Genomic DNA, 20,243 nt, shown 5'->3' with positions numbered 1-20,243 from the left:
GGGGCCAGCGCTTGGGCGCCCTGCATGCGGGGGGATCCGCCCACCCGCGCGCGGCCCCCGCCGTCCTCCCCCCACCCCGAGACTGCATCTGTGGCGGCCCCCGGGCCGCCTGAGCCCGCCACTTCTGCAGTCTCGGCGCAGGGCACCCGCGGTCGGGGCCTCGGCGCACGCCTCACCACACCCCCAACCCCACCACCCGAACTCGGGAGTAAGGTGTCGCCCCACCCCGCTGGAGGGGAGGACCATAGGAGGCATGACCCATCGTGCCTCCAGCCCTGCCTCCACCCGCCCCTCGATGGACCAGGACCTCGTCCGCCGCCACGCCATGGCGCACGACGCCTCCCACTACCTCCTCGTCCCGGAGGCCGTCGCCACCCCGGAGGGGGAGGACGCCGTCGTCGCGCTGCTGCGCCAGGCCACCGCCTCCGGCCGCCCCCTCACCTTCCGCTCCGGCGGCACCAGCCTCTCCGGCCAAGCCCAGACCGACGGCGTGCTCGCGGACGTGCGCACCGCGTTCCGCACCGCCGAGGTGCTCGACGAGGGCGCCCGCGTGCGGGTCGGCCCGGGCGTCACCGTCCGCCACGTCAACGCGAAGCTCGCCCGCTACGGCCGCCGCCTCGGCCCGGACCCGGCCTCCGAGGGTGCCTGCACGCTCGGCGGCGTGATCGCCAACAACTCCTCCGGCATGGCCGCCGGCACCGAGCAGAACACCTACCGCACCATGGAATCGGTGCGCGCCGTCCTGCCCTCCGGGATCGTGCTGGACACCTCCCAGCCCGACGCCGACGCCCGCCTCCGCCACGACGCCCCGGACCTCCACGCCGGCCTGCTCCGCCTGCGCGACCGCGTCCGCGGCAACAACGAATCCGTGCGAATCATCCGCGAGCGCTTCGCGATGAAGAACACCATGGGCTACGGGGTCAACGCGTTCCTCGACTTCGACGAGCCCGCGCAGATCCTCGCGCACCTGCTGATCGGCTCTGAGGGCACGCTCGGGTTCATCTCGGAGGCGGTGTTCAGCACCGTGAAGATCGAACCGAAGGTCACCACCGGCCTGCTCACCTTCCCCACCCTGGCGGCCGCCACCGCGGCGCTGCCGGCCCTTGTGGACTCCGGCCTGGCCACGGTGGAGCTGCTGGACGCCCGGTCCCTGAGGGTGGCCCAGCGTTTGGGGTCGGTGCCCCAGGAGATCGCGTCCGTGGACGTTGACGGGCATGCCGCGTTCCTGGTGGAGCAGCGTGCGGACACCGACGCTGAGCTCAAGGACAAGGAGGCCGCCGTCCAGCGTCTGGCCTCCGGCCTGGACCTCGCCTCCGCGTTCGCCATGACCACGGACCCTGCCCGCCGTGCCGCCCTGTGGTCCACCCGCAAGGGCCTCTACGCCTCGGTGGCCGGGGCCCGCCCGCAGGGCTCCACCGCGCTGCTGGAGGACGTGGTGGTGCCCGTGCAGAACCTCGGGGAGACCTGCGCCGGCCTGCAGGAGCTGTTCGACCGCCACACCTATGAGGAGTGCGTGATCTTCGGCCACGCCAAGGACGGCAACATCCACTTCCTGGTGAATGAGTCCCTCACGAAGGACAGCACCCGCCTGGCGGACTTCACGGAGGACATGGTGGAGCTGGTCCTGGCCCAGGGCGGCAACCTCAAGGCTGAGCACGGCACCGGCCGTGTGATGGCCCCGTTCGTGCGCCGCCAGTACGGGGACGAGCTGTACGAGGTGATGTGGGAGGTCAAGCGCCTGGTGGACCCGGCGCAGATCCTCAACCCGGGTGTGGTGCTCACGGAGGACCCCACCCTGCACCTGCGGGACCTCAAGCCCACCGTGCCGATCGAGGTGGAGGCCGACCGCTGCGTGGAGTGCGGTTACTGCGAGCCGGTGTGCCCCTCCAAGGACCTCACGCTCACCCCGCGTCAGCGGATCGTGCTGCGCCGGGATGCCGCCCGGGCGGAGCAGACCGGGGATCTGGAGACCGCCGCGGCCATCCGTGAGGCCTACGAATACCAGGGCAAGCACACCTGCGCGGTGGACGGCATGTGCTTGACCGCCTGCCCGGTGGGCATCAACACGGGCGACCTCGTGCGCCGGCTGCGTGCCGAGGACGCCCCCGCCCCGGCGGAGGTCGCCTGGAAGGCTGCGGCCGGGCACTGGGGTGCGGTGACCCGTGGCGCCTCGGCGGCGTTGACGGTGGCCGGGGCGGTGCGGAAGGTGCCGGTGCTCGGTGGGGCGCCGCGCCTGGCCACCCATGCCGCCCGCGCGGTGGGGAACACGGACCTCATCCCCGAGTACCGGCCGGAGCTGCCGAACCGGGGCGGTGCGGCCCGCCGGGTCGGCGCCGTGGGCGCCGGGGCCGGGGACCCGGAGCTGGTGTACATGCCGGCCTGCGTGCACACCATGTTCGGTCCCGCCGACGACGACGGCGCCACCTCCGGCATCGGCGCCGCCGCCGCCTTCGAGCGGCTCCTGGAGCGGGCCGGCGTCGTGGGGGTGACCCCGGAGTCCGTGGGCGACCTCTGCTGCGGCACCCCCTTCTCCTCCAAGGGCATGACCGAGGCGAAGGAGCTCATGCGGGGGCGGCTGACGGCGTCGTTGGCGGCTGCGTCCCTGCGTGAGGACGGCACCCGCCTGCCCGTGGTGGTGGATGCGCTCAGCTGCACCGAGGGTGTGCTCAACGCTGTGGAGGCCGCCGGTGCCGCCGGGGAGGGCATCGAGGTGGTGGACGCGCTGACCTTCACCCGGGAGGTGCTGCTGCCGCGGCTGACGCTCACCCGCCCGGTGGAGTCCGTGACCGTGCACCCCACCTGCTCCTCGCAGCATCTCGGTGCCGCCGACGACCTCGTGGAGGTGGCGCGGGCCTGCGTGGCCGACCCCGAGGACGTGCACGTGCCCGTGAGCTGGGGCTGCTGCGCCTACGCCGGCGACCGCGGCATGCTCCACCCCGAGCTGACCGCCTCCGCCACCCGTGCCGAGGCCGCCGAGGTGAAGGAGCGCCCCACCCAGTGGTACGTCTCCGGTAACCGCACATGCGAGCTCGGCATGAAGGCCGCCACCGGGCACGAGTACCGCCACGCTCTGGAGCTGCTGGAGGTCGCCACCCGCCCGTGAGTGGGGGTGGTGTGTTGGAGGGGCGGGGGCGGGGGACCGTGGCAGGGGAGCCCGCCTGCCTCCTGCCCCCTGCATCGACAGTTCTCCTCCACATCGACCGTTCTTCTGTCGATGTGGAGGAGAACTGTCGATCGGGGCGGGGGCAGCTGTCTGTGCCCGTCCCGGGGCAGGGCCGAAGGGCTCTGGCTGCACCGGTGGTTTCTCCCTGCCCCGACGGTTTCTCCCCGCACCGACGCGGCCCGCCTCGGTTCCCAGAGAAACCGTCGGTTTCAGCAAGAACCGCCCACCCGGGAACACGCCCTCGGCCCACCGGAACCCTCAGCCCTGCAGGAACCACCCACCCAGGACCACACCGGCGGCCGGAGCGTGAGTGGTCCCCTGCAACGGGTGTACGCTCGGGACCATGCAGATGCGCACGCAGCACTCCCGCCTGCAGCACACCCGTCAGTGGTGGACCGCCTGAGGGCGGCCCCTCTCGCGCATCCGAACGCACCAGCCGCCCGCTCGCCGGGCGGCTGTTCTCGTCTCCGCCCGGGGAGCACAACCCCCGAAGGAGACCCCATGACCACCTCCCAGCCCGCCGCGACCCCCGCCCCGGCCCCCGCCGGCCCCGCAGCCGACGCCGGCTCCGCGCGCCTCGCCCCGGCCGACGTCGTCGAGCCCACCACCCTCGCCGAGGCCGCCGCGCTCGTGCAGACCCCTGAGCTGGCCCGCCCCGAGGACGGCCGCTTCGGCGAGTACGGCGGCGCGGTGCTGCCCCCGCCGCTGGTCGGGCCGATGCAGGAGGTCGCCGCCGCCTACGAGGAGGCCCGGCACGATCCTGAGTTCTACGCCGAGTACCGGCGGCTGCTGCGCGACGTCGTCGGCCGGCCCTCCCCTGTGACCGAGGCGGACCGTCTCTCGGACGCGATCGGCGGCGCCCGGATCCTGCTCAAGCGCGAGGACCTCAACCACACCGGCTCGCACAAGATCAACCACTGCATCGGTGAGGCCCTGCTGGCCAAGCGGATGGGCAAGCGCTCCCTGATCGCGGAGACCGGCGCCGGCCAGCACGGTGTCGCCCTGGCCACGGCCGCGGCCATGACGGGCCTGGGCTGCGAGATTCACATGGGGTCGATCGACATCGCCAAGCAGCACCCGAACGTGGTGCGCATGCGCCTGCTGGGGGCGACCGTCGTCGCGGTGGACCGGGAGGGCCGCTCCCTGAAGGAGGCCGTGGACTCGGCGTTCGAGGTGTACGCGGCGCACCCGGAGGACTACCTGTTCGCGATCGGTTCCGTGGTGGGCCCGCACCCCTACCCGACGATGGTCCGGGACTTCCAGGCCGTGATCGGCCGCGAGTCCCGGGCGCAGCTGCTGGAGCGGTACGGGGCGCTGCCGGCCGCGGTGGTGGCGTGCGTGGGCGGCGGCTCCAACGCGATGGGCGCGTTCACCGCCTACCTGGACGACGACGTCCGGCTGGTCGGGGTGGAGCCGGGCGGCCGGTCCGGGGCGCGCGGGGAGCACGCCATGACCATGGGCCACGGCCGCGACGGCGTGCTGCACGGCATGGCCACCCTGGTGCTGCAGGACGACGACGGCACCCCGGACCCGGTGCACTCGATCGCCTCCGGCCTGGACTACCCGGGGGTGGGCCCGCAACACGCCCGGTTCCAGCAGCTCGGGCGGGTGGAGTACGTGGCGGAGGACGACGCCGCCGTGCTGGACGCGTTCCAGCAGCTCACCCGGCTCGAGGGGATCGTGCCGGCGCTGGAGTCCGCGCATGCGGTGGCCCGGGCGATGCGTCTGGCCGCGGAGCTGCCGCAGGATGCCCGGATCCTCGTGAACCTCTCCGGCCGTGGCGACAAGGACGTGGACTTCGTGGCCGAGCGGCTGGGCATCGAGGGGGAGGCAGACCGCACGGTGCGCTGACGCAGTGCGCTGACGCCCGCGACGGCGACCGTCGCAGGCGGCCGGGAACGGGGCGGGGAACGGGAACGGGGCGAGGCCGACGCAGTGTCGGCCCCGCCCCGTTCCCGTCAGGCCTCGCCCTCGCAGGCAACCAGCGGGCCAGTGGATCAGTGGATCAGGCGTCCACGACCACCACGGTCACGAGCGGGGTGCGGCGGTAGACGCGGCTCATGTGGCGGGTCACGGTGTCCGCGATCAGCCGCTCGAGCTTCTCGATGTCGTCGATGTCCTGCACGGAGGACTTCGCGAGCGCGGACTTCACCTTGTCCGCGGCACCCTTGAACACGGCGGCGTCCTGGATGAAGCCCTTGGTCATGAACTCCAGGGGCTCGGCCAGCTGGTTGGTGTCCGGGTCCACGATGGCGACGACGGTCACGAGGCCGCCCTCCTGCATCATGCGGCGCTCCTCGAGGGTGCCCTCGGTGACCTTGCCGACGGTGTCGCCGTCCACGTACACCAGGCCGGCCTCGACCTTCCCGGACACGGTGGCCTTGCCGTCCACGAGGTCCACGGTGTCGCCGTCCTTGACCATGATCACGTTCTCCTCCGGCACACCCGTGCGGATGGCCAGCTGAGCGTTGGCGTGCAGGTGCGCGGACTCGCCGTGCACGGGCATCACGCCGCGCGGCTTGACGATGTTGTAGCAGTACACGAGCTCACCGGCGGAGGCATGCCCGGAGACGTGCACCTTCGCGTTGCCCTTGTGCACCACATTCACGCCCATGTCGGTGAACTTGTTGATGATGCCGGTGATCGAGGTCTCGTTGCCCGGCACCACGGAGGAGGCCAGCAGCACGGTGTCGCCCTTGTTGAGCTTGATCTGGTGCGTCTGGTTGGCCATGCGGCCCAGCGCGGCCATCGGCTCACCCTGGGAGCCGGTGGAGATCAGGGCGATCTTGTCGTCCGGCATGTCCTGCAGCTTCTTGAAGTCCACCACGAGGCCCTTGGGGATCTTCAGGAACCCGAGGTCCCCGGCGATGCCCATGTTCCGTACCATGGAGCGGCCCACGAAGGCGACCTTGCGGCCGGAGGCGTGGGCGGCGTCGAGCACCTGCTGGATGCGGTGCACGTGGGAGGCGAAGGAGGACACGATGATCCGCTTCGGGGCGGTGCGGAACACACGGTCGATGGCGGGGGTGAGGTCCCGCTCGGACACGGTGAACCCGGGCACCTCGGCGTTGGTGGAGTCCGTGAGGAACAGGTCCACGCCCTCCTCGCCCAGGCGGGCGAAGTGACGCAGGTCCGTGAGGCGGTCGTCCAGCGGGAACTGGTCCATCTTGAAGTCGCCGGTGTGCAGCACGAGGCCGGCCTCGGTGCGGATGGCCACGGCCAGGGCGTCCGGGATGGAGTGGTTCACGGCCACGAACTCGAGCTCGAACGGGCCCGTCTGCTGCTTGTCCTCCGCGCCCACCTGGATGGTCGTGGGGGTGATCTTGTGCTCCTGCAGCTTCGCGGAGATGAACGCGAGGGTCAGCTCGGAGCCGATCAGCGGGATGTCCGGGCGCTCCTTGAGCAGGTAGGGGACACCACCGATGTGGTCCTCGTGGCCGTGGGTGAGCACGATGCCCACCACGTCCTTCAGGCGGTCCCGGATGGAGGAGAAGTCCGGCAGGATCACGTCGATGCCGGGCTGGTGGTCCTCGGGGAAGAGCACGCCGCAGTCCACGATCAGGAGCTTGCCCTGGTGCTCGAAGACGGTCATGTTGCGGCCGATCTCCCCGAGGCCGCCGAGCGGGGTGATCCGCATGCCGTTGGCGGGCAGGGTGGTGGCGCCGGCGCCCTTGGGCTTGCGGCCGGAGCCGCGGCGTCGGGTGTTGTTGCGCTGGGAGGAACGAGTCAAAGGATCCATGCTTTCGTCGATGGGGTGGAGCGGGCGTGCGCGCTCGACGTCGAGGGGCACGCGGGTGCCGTCCCGCACGGGCGCCGCGGAGGGCGCGCACGCAGGGAACTGGCGAAGTCTTCGTCTAGACTACGGGGTTTTCCCTGCGCCCGGGGCCTGACAGTGGCTCAGCCCGACGCCGGCTCAGCCTGACAGCGCCTCCGCGTGACGGCGTCCCACCCCGACGCCGGCCCCGCCCGACAGCACCCCACCCCGCGGCTGGCCGCAGGCCGCGCGCCTCACGGCCGGCCACAGATGAGACAGATGAGGCCGTGTCAGAGGATCCCCTCGGCCTTGTCCAGCTCGGCCTTGCGCGGGAAGTACCAGGCGAAGAGCTCGCGCAGGCGGTCGGACTCCGGGCGCGCCCAGTCCCGCATGATCTCGGAGGCGAAGGCGATCGCGGTGATGGGGCGGGCGCCGGCGGCCTCCACCCGCCGGAGGGCGGCCTCGTGGGAGACGGTGCTGATACCGCCGACCCCGTCCTCGAGGGGGTAGACCTCGTAGCCCTCGGCCAGCATGTCCAGAGTGGGCTCGGCCATGCAGACCTCGGTCCACAGTCCGGCGATGACGACCTTCTTGCGGCCGGTGGCCTCGATGGCCGCCCGATACTCGGCGTCCTCCCACGCGTTCACCCCGGTGCGGTCGATCTCCGGCATGTCCTCGCCGAGGGCCTTCTTCAGCTCCGGCTCGGTGGGCGGGTTCACCCCGAGGTCCACGCCCACGGTGGACAGAACCACGGGGATGTCGTAGGCGGCGGCGATGCGTGCGGCAGCCTCCACGTTCAGGTTGATCCGTTCCCGGCTGGCGGAGGTGACGGTCTCGTACTGGGTCTTCTGGAAGTCGATGAGGGTGAGGACGCAGTTCTCGGGTGTGAGCAGGTGGTCGGTGGCCTGGTCGCGCACGGGCTGAGGGTGGGTCTTCTGGCCGGACATGGTGATCCTCCTCGGTTCTTCACGGGACGGAGCGTCCCGTGAAGGAAGTATCACCCCGAGGGTGGACGCCGGGACAGGGCCCGCCCTCCGCGGATCAGCCCCTTCCGGTTCGGGCGCTCGCGGCGGTGCGCGCGGCCAGTGCCGTGGAGGCGTCCTCGTCCAGCACGGCCGCCGGGTGGGGGCCGGCCGAGCGCAGAGCAGCGGGGTCCAGCTGGGCGAGCAGCCCGCCGGCCACGAGCACCGCGTTGCCCAGGGTGAGCCGGTCCAGCATGCCCGCGTCGGCCAGGGTCCACGGCCCGGGCACCCCGGCCTCCGCGCAGGCCTGCCCGAGCGCGCGGATCTGCGTGCCCAGGAAGGCGAGGCCGTCGTCGTCGCCCACGTTCACGCACAGCACCCCGCCGGGGGTGAGCAGGGCGAGCAGCTCGCCCAGGAACCCGGCGCCAGTGAGGTGCTCGGCGGTGCCCTCCCCGGTGTAGATGTCCAGGACGACGGCGTCGAACGTGCCGGCCTCGGACTCACCTTCGAGGGGGTCGAGGAGATCGTCGACGGCGGCGCGCGCGTCCGCGGTGACGCTCACCAGGTCCGTGCCGGCCGGCAGGGGAAGGTGCTCGAGCACGAAGTCCACCAGCTCCGGGTCCAGGTCCACCACGGTCTGAGCGGAGCCCGGGCGCAGGGCCTGCACTCGGCGGGGCAAGGTGAGGGCCCCGGCGCCGAGGTGCAGCACGGTCAGCGGGGCGCCGGTGGGGGCGGCGGCGTCGAGCACCGCGGCGATGCGCCTCAGATACTCGTAGCGGACCTCCTCCGGGTGGTCCAGGTCCACATGGGACTGCACGTGCCCACCGATCTCCAGCACGACGCCGCCGAGCTCGTCCGGCAGGATCCGCGCCTGCTCCCCGGAGACGGTGAGGTGGATGGTGCGCGGTGTGGGGGAGGGGGCGTTGTTGTGGTGGGCCATGGGGCCAGTCTCCCTGACACCGAGAGAGGGGGCAGCGGCGGGACCGTCTGTTGTGGTCCGGGCCGTGTCCTCAGGTCCCCGTCCTCCGCCGGCCCCGCCGCAGATCCGCTGCGGTTCCAACCCTTCTGGACCGCGCAGACGGGCTCAGAAGGGTCGGAACCGCAACGGATTCTCTCGGGGGCGAGCGTGGGGAGGGCAGGCCGGTGGGCCGATGACGGATGTGACGTGAAGCGCTGAGGGTGGACTGTGAGAGGTGGACACGTCGTCTGGGAGTCCGTTAGACAGAGGGAGGCCCCTTGTCTGCTTCAGCCGCATCGGGGCCTGTCACCCGCCACTCGCCCCAGATCGAGGTCCCTCCCATGAAGAAGTCCGTCGCCGGCCTGTCCCTGGTCGCCGCCCTCTCCCTGTCCGCGTTCGCCGCTGCCCCGGCGTCGGCGGTGTCCGCTCCGAGCAACTGCACCGAGGCCTACGAGCGCGGTGTCAGCAACATCCCCCAGGGCCACCCCTGGTACAAGCTGACTCTGGACCGTGACAAGGACGGCATCGCCTGCGACAAGCCCTCCCCGAAGTACACCAACCTGAAGCGCCTCGACGTCGCCGCTCCGGCTGCCCCCGCTGCGCCCGCCACCCAGGCCACCCCGGCTGCGCCCGCCACCCAGGCCACCCCGGCTGCCCCGGCTGCCCCCGCCGCGCCGGCCGCCCCGAAGGCGCCGACCGCCGCCCCGACCACCCAGGCCGCTGCTCCGGTCGCCCCGACCACCCAGGCCGCCGCGCCCACCGCCGAGGCCCCGCAGGTCGCCGTGGTGCCCCAGGGCGCCGCCGAGACCGGCGAATCCGGCCTTGCCGCCGGCCCGATGCTCGCCGTGGGCGCCCTCGCCCTGGCCGCTGTGGCCGGCGCGGGCATGACCGCCCGTCGCCGCCAGGGCTGACCTGCACGGGGACCGGCGCAGATCCTCCGTATGAGCAGTCCCCGACCGGTCCACCGCGGCCGCCTTCTGGTGGCCGCGGCGGCCCTGTGCCTCTCCACAGCCGGCTGCAGCACCGCCGGCACCGCCCCGGGGCCGGAACCCGCCCCCGAGGCCTCGGCGACGACGGCACCCCCCGCCGCGCCGCCGCCGTCCACGACGCCGTCCCCCTCCTCCCCGCGTGTCACGGCCACCAGCCCGGCGGCACCCCGCCCGGGGACGTCCCTCCCGGCGACGGCGGCCGCCGCGGCGTCGTCCACGCGGGCTCCGGCGCCCTCTGCCTCGGTCGACCCCGACGCCACCGCTCGGGCCCGCGAGCTCGAGGCCCGACTGGAGCAGGCCCGCGCACAGGCCGCGGCGTCGTCGTCTGCCTCACCCTCCGCTCCGTCGACCGTCTCGGTTGGCCCTGCCCTGCCGGCCGTGCTTGCCCCGTCCCGCCCGTTGCGGGTGCGGATCCCCTCTGTGGGGGTGGACTCAGAGCTCATGGAGCTGGGCATCCAGGAGGACGGGACCGTGGAGGTGCCTCCTCCGGGGCCGGGCTCACCGGCCGGCTGGTACCGCCACTCGCCTACCCCGGGTGCGCGCGGACCTGCCGTGCTCCTGGGGCACTCCAACAACCGTGGTGACGGTGTCTTCGATCGACTCCCTGCGCTGACCCCAGGGGAGGTGGTGCAGGTGGACCGCGCCGACGGCAGCACCGCGGTGTTCGTCGTGGACCGCGCCGAGGACTACGGCAAGGACGGCTTCCCCACCGAGCAGGTGTACGGGAATACCCTGGGGGCTGAGCTGCGGCTGATCACCTGCGGCGACTACGACCCCTGGACGGGCCGCTGGAACGCGAACCACGTGGTCTACGCATCCCTCGCGGGCTGACCCGCGCGCATCCCCGCTCCCATCCCAGCCGCGCCCCGCTCCCGGGGATCTGCTGCGTGCTCGCGGCCCCGCAGATCCGCTGCAGTTCCAACCCTTCTGGACCGCGCAAACGAGGTGAGAAGGGTCAGACGTGCAGCAGATCCGCTCGTAGACTTCGCCGGTGACCGCCTCTCCCGCTTCCGCCCCCGGCCGGCCCGCGCCCCACGACGGCGCCCCCGGCCTGCGCAGGGCCCTCAAGAACCGCCACATCCAGATGATCGCCCTCGGCGGGGCGATCGGCACGGGCCTGTTCTTCGGCTCCGCCGAGGCCATCTCCCTGGCCGGCCCCGCCATCCTGCTCGCGTACCCGATCGGCGGGCTCGTGATCTACCTGGTGATGCGCGCCCTGGGCGAGATGTCCGTGGAGGACCCGCACGCCGGGGCGTTCAGCCACTACGCCTACCGGCACTGGGGCCGGCGCGCCGGCTTCGTCTCCGGCTGGAACTACTGGTTCAACTACGTGGCCGTGTCCATGGTGGAGCTGGCCGTGGTCGGCGCCTTCGTGAACTACTGGCTCCCGGGGGTGCCGCCCTGGGTGAGCGCCGCCGTCGTACTCGTGCTGATCACCGCCGTGAACCTCACCGGGGTGCGCGTGTTCGGGGAGGTCGAGTTCTGGGGGGCGCTGGTGAAGGTCGCCGCCGTGCTCGGGATGATCGTGCTGGGCATCGTGGTGATCGCCGCCGGGATCCCCGGCCAGGACGGCCTGATCCCCTCCGTCACCCACCTGTGGGACCACGGCGGATTCCTGCCCCAGGGCCTCATGGCCCAGACCCCGGACGGCGCCTGGGTGGGGCTGCTCATGGCCTTGGTGGTCGTGATGTTCTCCTTCGGCGGTGTGGAGCTGATCGGCATGACCGCCGGCGAGGCCGAGGACCCGCAGCGCAGCATCCCGCGGGCCGTGAACCAGGTGGTCGTGCGCGTGCTGCTGTTCTACGTGCTCGCCCTCGGTGTGATCCTCTGCGTGATCCCCTGGGACCGCATCACGGGGGAGACCAGCCCCTTCGTGGAGATCTTCGACTCCGTGGGCATCTCCGTGGCCGCGCACCTGCTCAACCTCGTGTGTCTGACGGCCGTGGTGTCCGTGTACAACTCCGGCCTCTACGCCAACGGCCGCATGCTGTACGCGCTCGCCCACCAGGGCAACGCCCCCGCGTTCCTGGGCCGGGTGAACCGCCGCGGGGTGCCGGTGAACGGGGTGCTGGCCTCGTCCGCGGTGACGGTGGTGGCCGTCGTCGTGGTGTTCCTGTGGCCGGAGTTCGCGTTCCAGTACCTGATGTCCATCGCGCTGATCGCCGGCATCATCAACTGGACCATGGTGATGCTCACGGAGCGGCGCTTCCGCCGCGCTCTCACCCCGCAGGCGCGCCGTGGCCTGCGGTTCCCGCTGCCGGGCGGGGATGTGGCCACGTGGGCTGTGGTCGTGTTCCTGAGCGCCGTGGTGGTGCTGATGCTGTTCTCGCCGGCCTATCGGGTGGCGGTGTTCCTGGGCCCGGTGTGGCTCGGGATCCTGCTGGTGGCCTCGACGGCGGCCGGGCGGCGTGCGCGCAGTGCGGCGTCTGCGGCGCCGGCCACCCCGACTCCCACCAGGTAGAGCACCACGTCTGTCCCGTCGAAGCCGCGCCCGAGCACGAGCGCGGCCGGGGCGAACGCGTCCGCGAGGCGGGCCGGCACGCCCGTGAGCTGGAACAGCTCCACCGCCAGGCACACGGCGAATGCGGTGCCCGCCACGGACATGCTCCGCCAGTGTGGCGCCAGGATCCCCACCGCCACGTACACGGCCACCGCGTAGAGCGCGTCCCCGGCCGGGCCTGTCCATGCCCCGGTCAGGGCCAGGCGGATGGTCAGTCCGAGGGCCACGGTCAGCACGCCGGCCAGGGCCAGGGCCCCACGACGACGGCGGCGCGCCGCCACGGTGGGATGCGCGCCTCGGGAGTCGGGGGCAGGTGCTGGTGCTGGTGCGGCTGCGGGGGAGGCGGGGAGCTGCTCGGGCATGCGTTCACCCTAGGCGGGGCCCGCGCCTCCTGTTGGCGCGCCTCCTCACGGCCTGCCTCCTGTCGGCTCGCCTTCGCCAGGGCCCGGCCGCCCCAGCTGCCTCCCAGGGCGTGAGCGTAGGGTCGGCTGCACCTTTTTCCCGAGCGCAGGAGGATCTCTCATGGACCGACGTGGAGTCCTGGCCGCAGGATCTGCTGCCCTGGCCGGCCTGATGGCCGCCTGCGCGCCCCCGCCGCAGGACGCCCCGGCCACCGGGAGCGCTGCGCCGGACCCCACCACGCCCGCGCCCTCCTCCTCGGCGTCCGCCACGCCGACGCCGTCCCCCACCTTCACGGACACGGACGGTCAGCCCGCCCCGAAGCCGGCCGGCGCCCCCGTGCCCTGGAGCGACCCCACGGCGGTGCCGCACCTGTTCGTGCACGCCTGCGTGGTGGACCCGGCCCGCGGCTTCGGCACCTCCGCCATGGCCGAGGGCAACCTCAACTACAAGATCACCGTGGCGGAGTTCAAGAGGATCCTGCCGCGCCTGTGGAGCCGGGGCTTCGTGATCGTCTCCCCTCACGAGCTGTACGAGACCCTCCCGGACGGCACCATCAAGGCCAAGACCATCATGGTCCCGGAGAACCGCACGCCCCTGCTGTTCTCCGTGGACGACCTCAACTACCCGGCCCACCAGAAGGACGCCGGCCTGGCCACTCGCATGCTCGTGGACACCGACGGGCGGGTGCGCACCGAGTACGTGGACGCGGACGGCACCGCGCACATCGGCGCGCACGATGTGGTGCCCGTGATGGACGACTTCATGGACAACCACCCCGAGTTCAGTCTCACCGGGCATCGCGGCGTGTCCGCGCTGACCGGCAACAGCGGCGTGTTCGGGTACCGCAGCTCCGTGTCCCTGCACGCGGACTCCCCGACCTTCGCCGAGGACGTCAAGGCCGCGACGGCCGTGGCCGAGGCCATGAAGGCCACCGGCTGGGAGTTCTCCTCCCACTCCTGGAGCCACCATGCGATCCCCAAGATGTCCCTGGCGGAGCTGCGCGAGGACTGCGACCTCTGGGAGAAGGACGTGCAGCCGATCCTCGGTGCCACGGATCTGATGATCTTCCCCTTCGGCTGGGACCTCGTGGGCACCGGCACCTATGAGGGCGCGCACTACCAGGAGCTGCATTCCCGCGGTTTCCGCGCCTACTTCAACGTGAACCCGGGCAACTACACCTGGGGGCAGTTCTTCCCCGCCTACTGGCGTGGGGCCCGGATCAACGTGGACGGCATCACCATGGGCCGCACGCTCCGCGGGGAGGCCGACGTGCTCACCCCGTTCTTCGACACCGCCGAGGTGGTGGACCCGAGCCGGCCGCCGTCGATCAGCGCCCCGGGGTACAAGTACGTCTCACCGTTGGGCTGAGCCCGCCTGCACGAACTGGCCGGGGCGGGCCGCACCCGTCAGAATGAGGGGCACCCGCACCGACCAGGAGGACCAGCATGACCGCCGAGACCACCACTGAGGCCCGTTGGCTGGCCGCCTCCGGCCCGTTCACGGAGGTGGTGCGCGGCGTCGCCGACTGGGAGGCCCCCACTCCGTGCGAGGGCTGGTCCGCCCGGGACCTGCTGGACCATGTGATCACCTCGCAGCGTGACTTCGCCGCCCGTCAGGGCCGGGAGGTGCCGGTGTTCGACGGCTCCCGTTCTCAGCTGTCCCTGCAGTGGATCAAGCACGAGGCCGCGATGTCCGCGCTCGCCGGGGACGAGACCTTCATCGACGAGACCATGGACACCGCCACCGGTCCCATGAGCGTCGGCGAGGCCCTGGTGCACTACTACGGCTTCGACCTGCTGGTGCACCGCTGGGATCTCGCGCGCTCGCAGGGGCGGCAGGAGTCCTTCACCGAGGAGGAGATGGACCGGGTGGAGGCGGTGCTGGACAGCTTCGGCGACCAGGCCTACCAGCCGGGCATCCTCGCCGGCCCGCTGCAGGCCCCCGCCGGGGCCGGGCGTCAGGAGCGCCTGCTCGCGCGCCTGGGCCGCCGCGCCTGATCGACGCCGGCCCCTCACCGGAGCCGGCCCGTCACCGGACGACGACGCCGGCCCGCCCGATCCGGGCGTTCACCCTCTCCGGGTTCTCACACCCCCGGCCGGTGCCCGAGGCGGACGCCTTCCGGTCCGTGTCCGTGGTGCAGGTGCCCCGCTGTGTGGCCGTGGTGCAGGTGCCCCGGCAGGTGCCCGCACGGGTGGGGAGGGGGTACCGCCTCCTCCAGGAGGAAGGAGCGCGCGGCGGCCAGGGCCACGGGCCGGGCCGTGTAGTGGGCCCACCGGCCGCGCTGCTCCCGGGCCAGCATGCCGGCCTCCACGAGGCGCTTGAGGTGGTGGGAGAGGGTCGGCTGGGAGATGCCGAGGGCCTCCGGCAGGTGGCAGGCGCAGGCCGTGCCCTGCGGGGCGGCGGTGATCAGCGCGAGCAGCCGCACCCGGGTGGGGTCGGCGAGTGCCTTGAACACCGCGGCCAGGCCGGCGGCCCGCTCGGCCGGCATGAGCTGCTGCGCGTGGGTGTCCGGTGCGCAGGTGTGCGCCGGGGAGGCAGGGGAGGGGGCGACGTCGTCGTCGGTCTGGGCCATGGCGCCCAGCCTAGCGTCCGGGCCCGAGCTCGCATTGACGGGCGTCGATATGGGGTGGCAGGATCGGCCCGCTCCTGCCCCCGTCCTCGAGAGGCGCCCGTGGCCCGCTCCCCGTTCCCCGCCCCCGGCACCGCTCCCTCCCGGGACGACGCCGGCCCCACCCCGGACGCGCCTGTCGCCGCGCGCCTGTCCCCCCTGGACCGCTGGCTGCCGGTGTGGATCGGCGCCGCCATGCTCGTCGGCCTGCTGCTGGGCCGCCTGGTTCCCCGGCTCGGGGAGGCGCTGGCCGCCGTCGAGGTGCAGGGCATCTCCCTGCCCATCGCCCTGGGGCTGCTCGTGATGATGTACCCGGTGCTGGCCAAGGTGCGGTACGACCGCCTGGACACCGTCACCCGGGACCGCCGCCTGCTGGTCACCTCGCTGCTGCTGAACTGGGTGCTCGGCCCGGCGCTGATGTTCGCGCTGGCCTGGCTCTTCCTGGCGGACCTGCCCGAGTACCGCACGGGGCTGATCATCGTGGGCCTGGCCCGGTGCATCGCCATGGTGATCATCTGGAACGACCTCGCCTGCGGGGACCGGGAGGCTGCCGCCGTGCTCGTGGCCGTGAACTCGATCTTCCAGGTGATCGCCTTCGCGGCCCTGGGCTGGTTCTACCTGTCCGTGCTGCCCGGCTGGCTGGGCCTGCCGCAGGCCGCCCTGGACGTCTCCCCGTGGGAGATCGGGGCCTCCGTGCTCGTGTTCCTCGGCATGCCTCTGGTGGCCGGCTGGCTCACCCGGCGGGTGGGGGAGCGCACCCTCGGCCGGGAGGGCTACGAGCGGCGCGTGCTGCCCCGCCTGGGCCCGTGGGCGCTGTACGGCCTGCTGTTCACCATCGTGCTGCTGTTCGCCCTGCAGGGGGAGCAGATCGCCTCGCACCCGGGGGACGTCGCCCGGATCGCGTTGCCGATGCTCGTGTACTTCGCCGTGATGTGGGGCCTGGGCTACGCGCTCGGCCGCGCCCTCGGCCTGGGGTACGAGCGCACCACCACGCTGGCCTTCACTGCGGCCGGCAACAACTTCGAGCTGGCCATCGCCGTGGCGATCGCCACCTTCGGCGCGTCCTCCGGGCAGGCTTTGGCCGGTGTTGTGGGTCCGCTCATCGAGGTGCCCGTGCTGGTGGGTCTCGTGTACGTGAGCCTGTGGCTGCGCCGCCGCTTCCCCCACCGCCAGGAGATCTCCGCATGAGTGCCGCATCCGTCCCCTCCGTGTTGTTCGTGTGCGTGAAGAATGGCGGCAAGTCCCAGATGGCCGCCGCCCTGATGCGGCTGGAGGCCGGCGACGCCGTGCAGGTCCACTCCGCGGGCACCGCACCGGGCACGGCCCTCAACGAGGCCTCCCGGGCCTGCGTGGCAGAGGTGGGCGCCGACTTCGACGGCGAGCACCCCAAGTCGGTGGACCCGGCTCTGCTGGACTCCGTGGACCGTGTGGTGATGGTCGGCACGGAGGCCCGCCTGGAGCGGCCGGGCGCGGCCCCGGTGGAGGTCTGGGACACCGATGAGCCCTCCCTGCGCGGCATCGAGGGGCAGGAGCGGATGCGGCTGATCCGGGAGGACCTGCACGCCCGGGTCCGGCGGCTGGCCGCCGAGCTCACCGCCGGTGCCGGAGGGCGCGGTGGCTCCGCGGTGGGCGGGGGTGCCCCGGCAGGCGACGGCGCCAGCCGCGCTTGAGAGGAGGGGCGCCATGAGCGAGAGCGCCGGATTCACCGAGGCCGCCCCGGACCTGCAGCCGCGCACCTGGTACGGGATGCCCGCCTACGCCCGCGGCAAGGACGTGATGGTGTTCCTGCAGGTGTCCAGCAAGTTCGGCGTGCGGTACACCACCCTCGGGTTCAACGAGTCCGCCGCCCTGGACGAGGGGGACATGTGGCCCACCTCCTTCGCGGTGCGCGAGCTCACCGGTGAGGTGCGTGAGCGGATTCGCCAGCTCGTGCTCCGGGCCGCTGGCTGAGGCCGGGATCCGACTGCCTGGGGCGACCCGGCCCTGGGGCGATCCGACCCCGGCCAGCAGAGTTCTCCCCACCTGTGGACAACTCTGGGGACAACCCTGTGGGTCGCGGTGGACGGGCTGGGGATGACGCCGGCCGGGCGGCCCAGAAGGTGTCGGGCGTCAGAGAGCGTCAGGCGTGGCCGAGCCACCAGTCGGACTCGTCGTGGGCGTCCGCAGGTGGGGCGGGGGCGGCGTCGTGCACCTGCTCGTGGAGGCGCTCCATGCGGCGGTCCAGGTCCGCGGCCACCCGGGCGGCCTCGGCCAGCTCCGTGGTGATGGAGGCGGGGACGTCGCCGTCGAACTTGTAGTTGATCTTGTGCTGGGTGGCCGCCCAGAAGTCCATCGCGATGGTGCGGAACTGCATCTCCACCGTCACATGGTGCGTGCCCGAGGTGAAGTGCACCGGCACCTGCACCAGGCAGTGCAGGCTGCGGTAGCCGCTGGGCTTGGGGTGGCGGATGTAGTCCTCCACCTCCAGCACACGGATGTCCGGCTGGGAGGTGAACAGGCGGAACACCCGGTACACGTCCGCGCAGAAGCTGACCACCACGCGGGCTCCGGCGATGTCCGTGATGCCCGCGCGCAGCGCCTCCAGCTCCAATGGCACCCCGCGCGCGGAGGCCTTGCGCAGCAGGGACTCGGGGGACTTCACCCGGGTGGCGATGTGCTCGATGGGGTTGTACTCGTGCAGGTGTGCGAACTCGTCCTGCAGCACCTCCAGCCGGGACTCCACCTGCAGCAGCGCCGAGCGGTACTCGAGGTCGAAGCGCTCGAAGTCCACCCGCATGGTCTCGAGGGCGCGGGCCGTGGCCGGGGGCAGGCGGGTCAGATCCGAGAGCGGGCTCACCGTGAGCGCCTCGAGGTCCGTGGAGGTCGCTGCACCGGGCACGCCGAGTGTGCCGGTGGCCTCAGCGGGCGACGGCGCGGCGTGGTCCACGTCACGGAGCATGCTTCGACTCTAGCGGGGCATCCTGATGGGCGCCTGAGTCGTCCACAGGCGGGCCATCCTGGCCGGGTACACCTGGGGTCAGCTGGTGGGGCTGTCGTTGACGACGTTCAACGCCGTGCGCTCCACGGATGAGCGCGTGGCCCAAGATGAGGCCGGTGTGCTGCACCGAAGGCGGGTGCGTGATTCTACGACCTGCGATTCCGTACAGACATGGCTCCGGTCAGAAGAAAACCGGCGCCTAGAACGAATGCAGCGATCATCCCAGGGGTCCCAGAGATGCTGATGTTATGGGAATCCGAAACGTACCCTAGGGAAGCTATATATACGAGGGTGGCAGCAAGACCCCCACCGCATAGTCCAGAAATAAAGGTCCAAGCCTTTGAGCTAAGCATGTTCGATCGCTCCTTATGGTATTCAGTTGCAGAGGTTGAAAACATATCCTGCGATGAGGGTGGCGCTGGCAGCTGAGAAGGCAAGGCTATTCAGCGTGTGATGACTGCTGTTTCTTACCCCCCCCTGGCCCCGCCCGGTTGCACCGGAACTGAGCTTCCTTGGGTCCTCATCTATCTTCCCACACAGTGGCGCCTCAGTGCCGCGTGTTACTCCTGTGTGGCGGATACTCAACCAGGATCGAGCTGCCTGCCTGTCCCGGTTCTGCTGGCCCTCCCCCTGGCGCCTCTGGCCCTGCCGACCCCGGCTGGCTCCCGTGCTCAGCAGAGCGTGTTCCAGGGGCAGCAGCGGCAGCCCTGCGGTGTGGAGGGGTGTTGAGACAGCCCCGGCGGCGCACATGAGACGGGCGACCTGGTCCCGGCCTCCTTGCCAGCCCACGCCGACCAGCGGGGCTGCCACCCGGATCGAGTGTGAGCGAGGCCCTCCCTGGGTGGCTTGGCGTTCGAAGACCATCCGCACGGCGCGCTCACGCAGCTCGGGGCTGTACTTCTTGGGCATGTTCCGATTCTTCTTCAGTTGGATCGGAGCGAAACCCAGGGCGCTTTAGTAGCAGGCGTCACATGTCTGTATTCCACATTGTGGTCCCGGCTGCAGAACCATCTCGGCGGTGGAGTCAACCCCTACGAATGACGGTCTCCAGCGATCGCTTGATAGCAGCGCTGTCACGCGGACGCAGGTTCGCCCTGTCCGCGGGCCCGTCAGAGGTCCGCGTCGATCTCGTCCTCGTCCTCGTCGCGGCGGTGTGTCGGAGTGTGCAGGTTGTTCACGTGCAGGGGATCGTCGATGTTGTCCGGGATGGGCCGGACGCACTGCCACAGGCCGTCGATGTGCTCGTGGAGGGTCTCCGTGATGGTGGCCCACATCGGGTCGAGGACGAAGTCGATGCCGGATCGTCGCGCGTGCTTTGCGGCGGGGACGAAGTCGCTGTCCCCGGAGATCATGATGATCTGGTTGACGGGATCCGTGGCGGCCAGGGCGGCGATGTCCAGGCCGATGCGCATGTCGACGCCCTTCTGGGTGATGTCGAGGTAGAAGTCCTGTTCGGTGAGGTCCTCGATGCGGAGGTCGCCGCGCAGGAGCTTCTTCAGGGGCGCTGACTTGAGCTGGTACCCGGACTGCGTCTCGAGGTTCTCCCCCCGTCGAAGGGCCACCTTGCGCTTCTTGGTGAGGGCGGCGTGGAAATCGTTCATCCACGCGAAGTCCTCGGTCTTGCCGAGGTTCACCTGCGACCGGGTCAGCGGGTGGTAGATGACCTTGTCCGACGGCGGGCAGTCGTAGTAGAAGATCCGGTACAGCCGGGATCGGGTCTTGCGAGTATGCCGCCGACAGTACTCCAGCAGTTCGCTGGCACGGTCCTCCGGTGTCTTGTGACCGAACAGGCGTGCGGCGCGCCTCCGGTAGAAGCCTCCGTCCACCAGGATGGCGGTCACGACTTCGGTGCGCACGGGGAATGCGGGAGATCGAGGCCCCGGAGAGACGAACGTGATCTCCCGCAGACCGGGCGTGACACGCCTGGATG

General features: G+C 71.7%; 16 protein-coding genes and 1 pseudogene. 10 read left to right on the top strand and 7 right to left on the bottom strand.

The window, feature by feature from the left end; translation table 11 throughout:
* The first annotated feature begins 253 nt into the window (after window positions 1-253).
* A complete protein-coding gene (locus tag SPI96_RS04155; protein ID WP_321081103.1) occupies window positions 254-3,103 on the top strand; it encodes an FAD-binding and (Fe-S)-binding domain-containing protein in 2,850 nt (949 codons plus the stop codon).
* A gap of 561 nt (window positions 3,104-3,664) precedes the next feature.
* The gene (gene trpB, locus SPI96_RS04150) at window positions 3,665-5,014 is read left to right on the top strand and encodes a tryptophan synthase subunit beta (protein WP_321081102.1); all 1,350 of its coding nucleotides are present in this window, start codon (window positions 3,665-3,667) and stop codon (window positions 5,012-5,014) included.
* Between the two features lie 154 nt (window positions 5,015-5,168).
* Here trpB and SPI96_RS04145 read toward each other — a convergent pair whose 3' ends face one another.
* The 3 genes from SPI96_RS04145 to SPI96_RS04135 form a co-directional block, all read right to left on the bottom strand.
* Window positions 5,169-6,800, bottom strand: a complete 1,632-nt coding sequence (locus SPI96_RS04145; protein ID WP_321081109.1) for a ribonuclease J — start codon at window positions 6,798-6,800, stop codon at window positions 5,169-5,171.
* A gap of 407 nt (window positions 6,801-7,207) precedes the next feature.
* Complete coding sequence (locus SPI96_RS04140) at window positions 7,208-7,864, bottom strand: isochorismatase family protein (RefSeq protein ID WP_321081101.1); 657 nt, start codon at window positions 7,862-7,864, stop codon at window positions 7,208-7,210.
* Between the two features lie 94 nt (window positions 7,865-7,958).
* Window positions 7,959-8,819 carry a fused MFS/spermidine synthase gene (locus SPI96_RS04135; protein WP_321081100.1) on the bottom strand — a complete coding sequence of 287 codons (861 nt, stop codon included), beginning with the start codon at window positions 8,817-8,819 and terminating at the stop codon, window positions 7,959-7,961.
* A gap of 359 nt (window positions 8,820-9,178) precedes the next feature.
* On the opposite strand from SPI96_RS04135, the gene SPI96_RS04130 reads away from it, so the two are divergent.
* From SPI96_RS04130 to SPI96_RS04120, 3 genes are all read left to right on the top strand, one after another.
* On the top strand, window positions 9,179-9,748 hold the full coding sequence (locus tag SPI96_RS04130) for an excalibur calcium-binding domain-containing protein (protein ID WP_321081099.1): 570 nt from the start codon (window positions 9,179-9,181) through the stop codon (window positions 9,746-9,748).
* A gap of 456 nt (window positions 9,749-10,204) precedes the next feature.
* Window positions 10,205-10,657 (top strand): class F sortase, encoded by a 453-nt coding sequence (locus tag SPI96_RS04125; RefSeq protein ID WP_321081098.1) that lies wholly within the window; start codon window positions 10,205-10,207, stop codon window positions 10,655-10,657.
* A gap of 160 nt (window positions 10,658-10,817) precedes the next feature.
* Window positions 10,818-12,287, top strand: coding sequence for an amino acid permease (locus tag SPI96_RS04120; RefSeq protein ID WP_321081097.1), 1,470 nt, complete (start codon window positions 10,818-10,820; stop codon window positions 12,285-12,287).
* 44 nt (window positions 12,288-12,331) lie between these two features.
* Here the strand turns inward: SPI96_RS04120 and SPI96_RS04115 are convergent.
* Window positions 12,332-12,688 (bottom strand): annotated as a pseudogene (locus tag SPI96_RS04115) (DUF2809 domain-containing protein); the annotation flags it as partial.
* A 160-nt stretch (window positions 12,689-12,848) separates the two neighbouring features.
* Between SPI96_RS04115 and SPI96_RS04110 the strand changes: the two are divergent.
* Window positions 12,849-14,096 carry a polysaccharide deacetylase family protein gene (locus SPI96_RS04110; protein WP_321081096.1) on the top strand — a complete coding sequence of 416 codons (1,248 nt, stop codon included), beginning with the start codon at window positions 12,849-12,851 and terminating at the stop codon, window positions 14,094-14,096.
* Window positions 14,097-14,173: 77 nt separating this feature from the next.
* On the top strand, window positions 14,174-14,725 hold the full coding sequence (locus SPI96_RS04105; protein ID WP_321081095.1) for a TIGR03086 family metal-binding protein: 552 nt from the start codon (window positions 14,174-14,176) through the stop codon (window positions 14,723-14,725).
* An 86-nt stretch (window positions 14,726-14,811) separates the two neighbouring features.
* Here the strand turns inward: SPI96_RS04105 and SPI96_RS09940 are convergent, their stop codons facing one another.
* Window positions 14,812-15,300 carry an ArsR/SmtB family transcription factor gene (locus SPI96_RS09940; RefSeq protein ID WP_414601900.1) on the bottom strand — a complete coding sequence of 163 codons (489 nt, stop codon included), beginning with the start codon at window positions 15,298-15,300 and terminating at the stop codon, window positions 14,812-14,814.
* A gap of 186 nt (window positions 15,301-15,486) precedes the next feature.
* Between SPI96_RS09940 and arsB the strand changes: the two genes are divergently transcribed.
* The 3 genes from arsB to SPI96_RS04085 are packed head-to-tail and all read left to right on the top strand — an operon-like array spanning window position 15,487 to window position 17,286.
* A complete protein-coding gene (gene arsB / locus SPI96_RS04095) occupies window positions 15,487-16,524 on the top strand; it encodes an ACR3 family arsenite efflux transporter (protein WP_321081108.1) in 1,038 nt (345 codons plus the stop codon).
* Window positions 16,521-17,006 carry a low molecular weight phosphatase family protein gene (locus tag SPI96_RS04090; RefSeq protein ID WP_321081094.1) on the top strand — a complete coding sequence of 162 codons (486 nt, stop codon included), beginning with the start codon at window positions 16,521-16,523 and terminating at the stop codon, window positions 17,004-17,006. The genes arsB and SPI96_RS04090 overlap by 4 nt, the downstream gene beginning before the upstream one ends.
* 13 nt (window positions 17,007-17,019) lie before the next feature.
* Window positions 17,020-17,286 (top strand): hypothetical protein, encoded by a 267-nt coding sequence (locus SPI96_RS04085; RefSeq protein WP_321081093.1) that lies wholly within the window; start codon window positions 17,020-17,022, stop codon window positions 17,284-17,286.
* Between the two features lie 169 nt (window positions 17,287-17,455).
* Here SPI96_RS04085 and SPI96_RS04080 read toward each other — a convergent pair whose 3' ends face one another.
* Together SPI96_RS04080 and SPI96_RS04075 are read right to left on the bottom strand one after the other, a co-directional pair.
* Complete coding sequence (locus tag SPI96_RS04080) at window positions 17,456-18,274, bottom strand: GTP pyrophosphokinase family protein (RefSeq protein WP_321081092.1); 819 nt, start codon at window positions 18,272-18,274, stop codon at window positions 17,456-17,458.
* A gap of 1,148 nt (window positions 18,275-19,422) precedes the next feature.
* A complete protein-coding gene (locus SPI96_RS04075) occupies window positions 19,423-20,169 on the bottom strand; it encodes an NYN domain-containing protein (protein WP_321081091.1) in 747 nt (248 codons plus the stop codon).
* Window positions 20,170-20,243: the final 74 nt, after the last annotated feature.

The sequence above is a fragment of the Micrococcus sp. genome (assembly GCF_034179925.1).
GTDB lineage: Bacteria > Actinomycetota > Actinomycetes > Actinomycetales > Micrococcaceae > Micrococcus.
The sequence above is the reverse complement of the archived record's forward strand: the minus strand, read 5'-3'. Positions and strand labels throughout refer to the sequence as shown.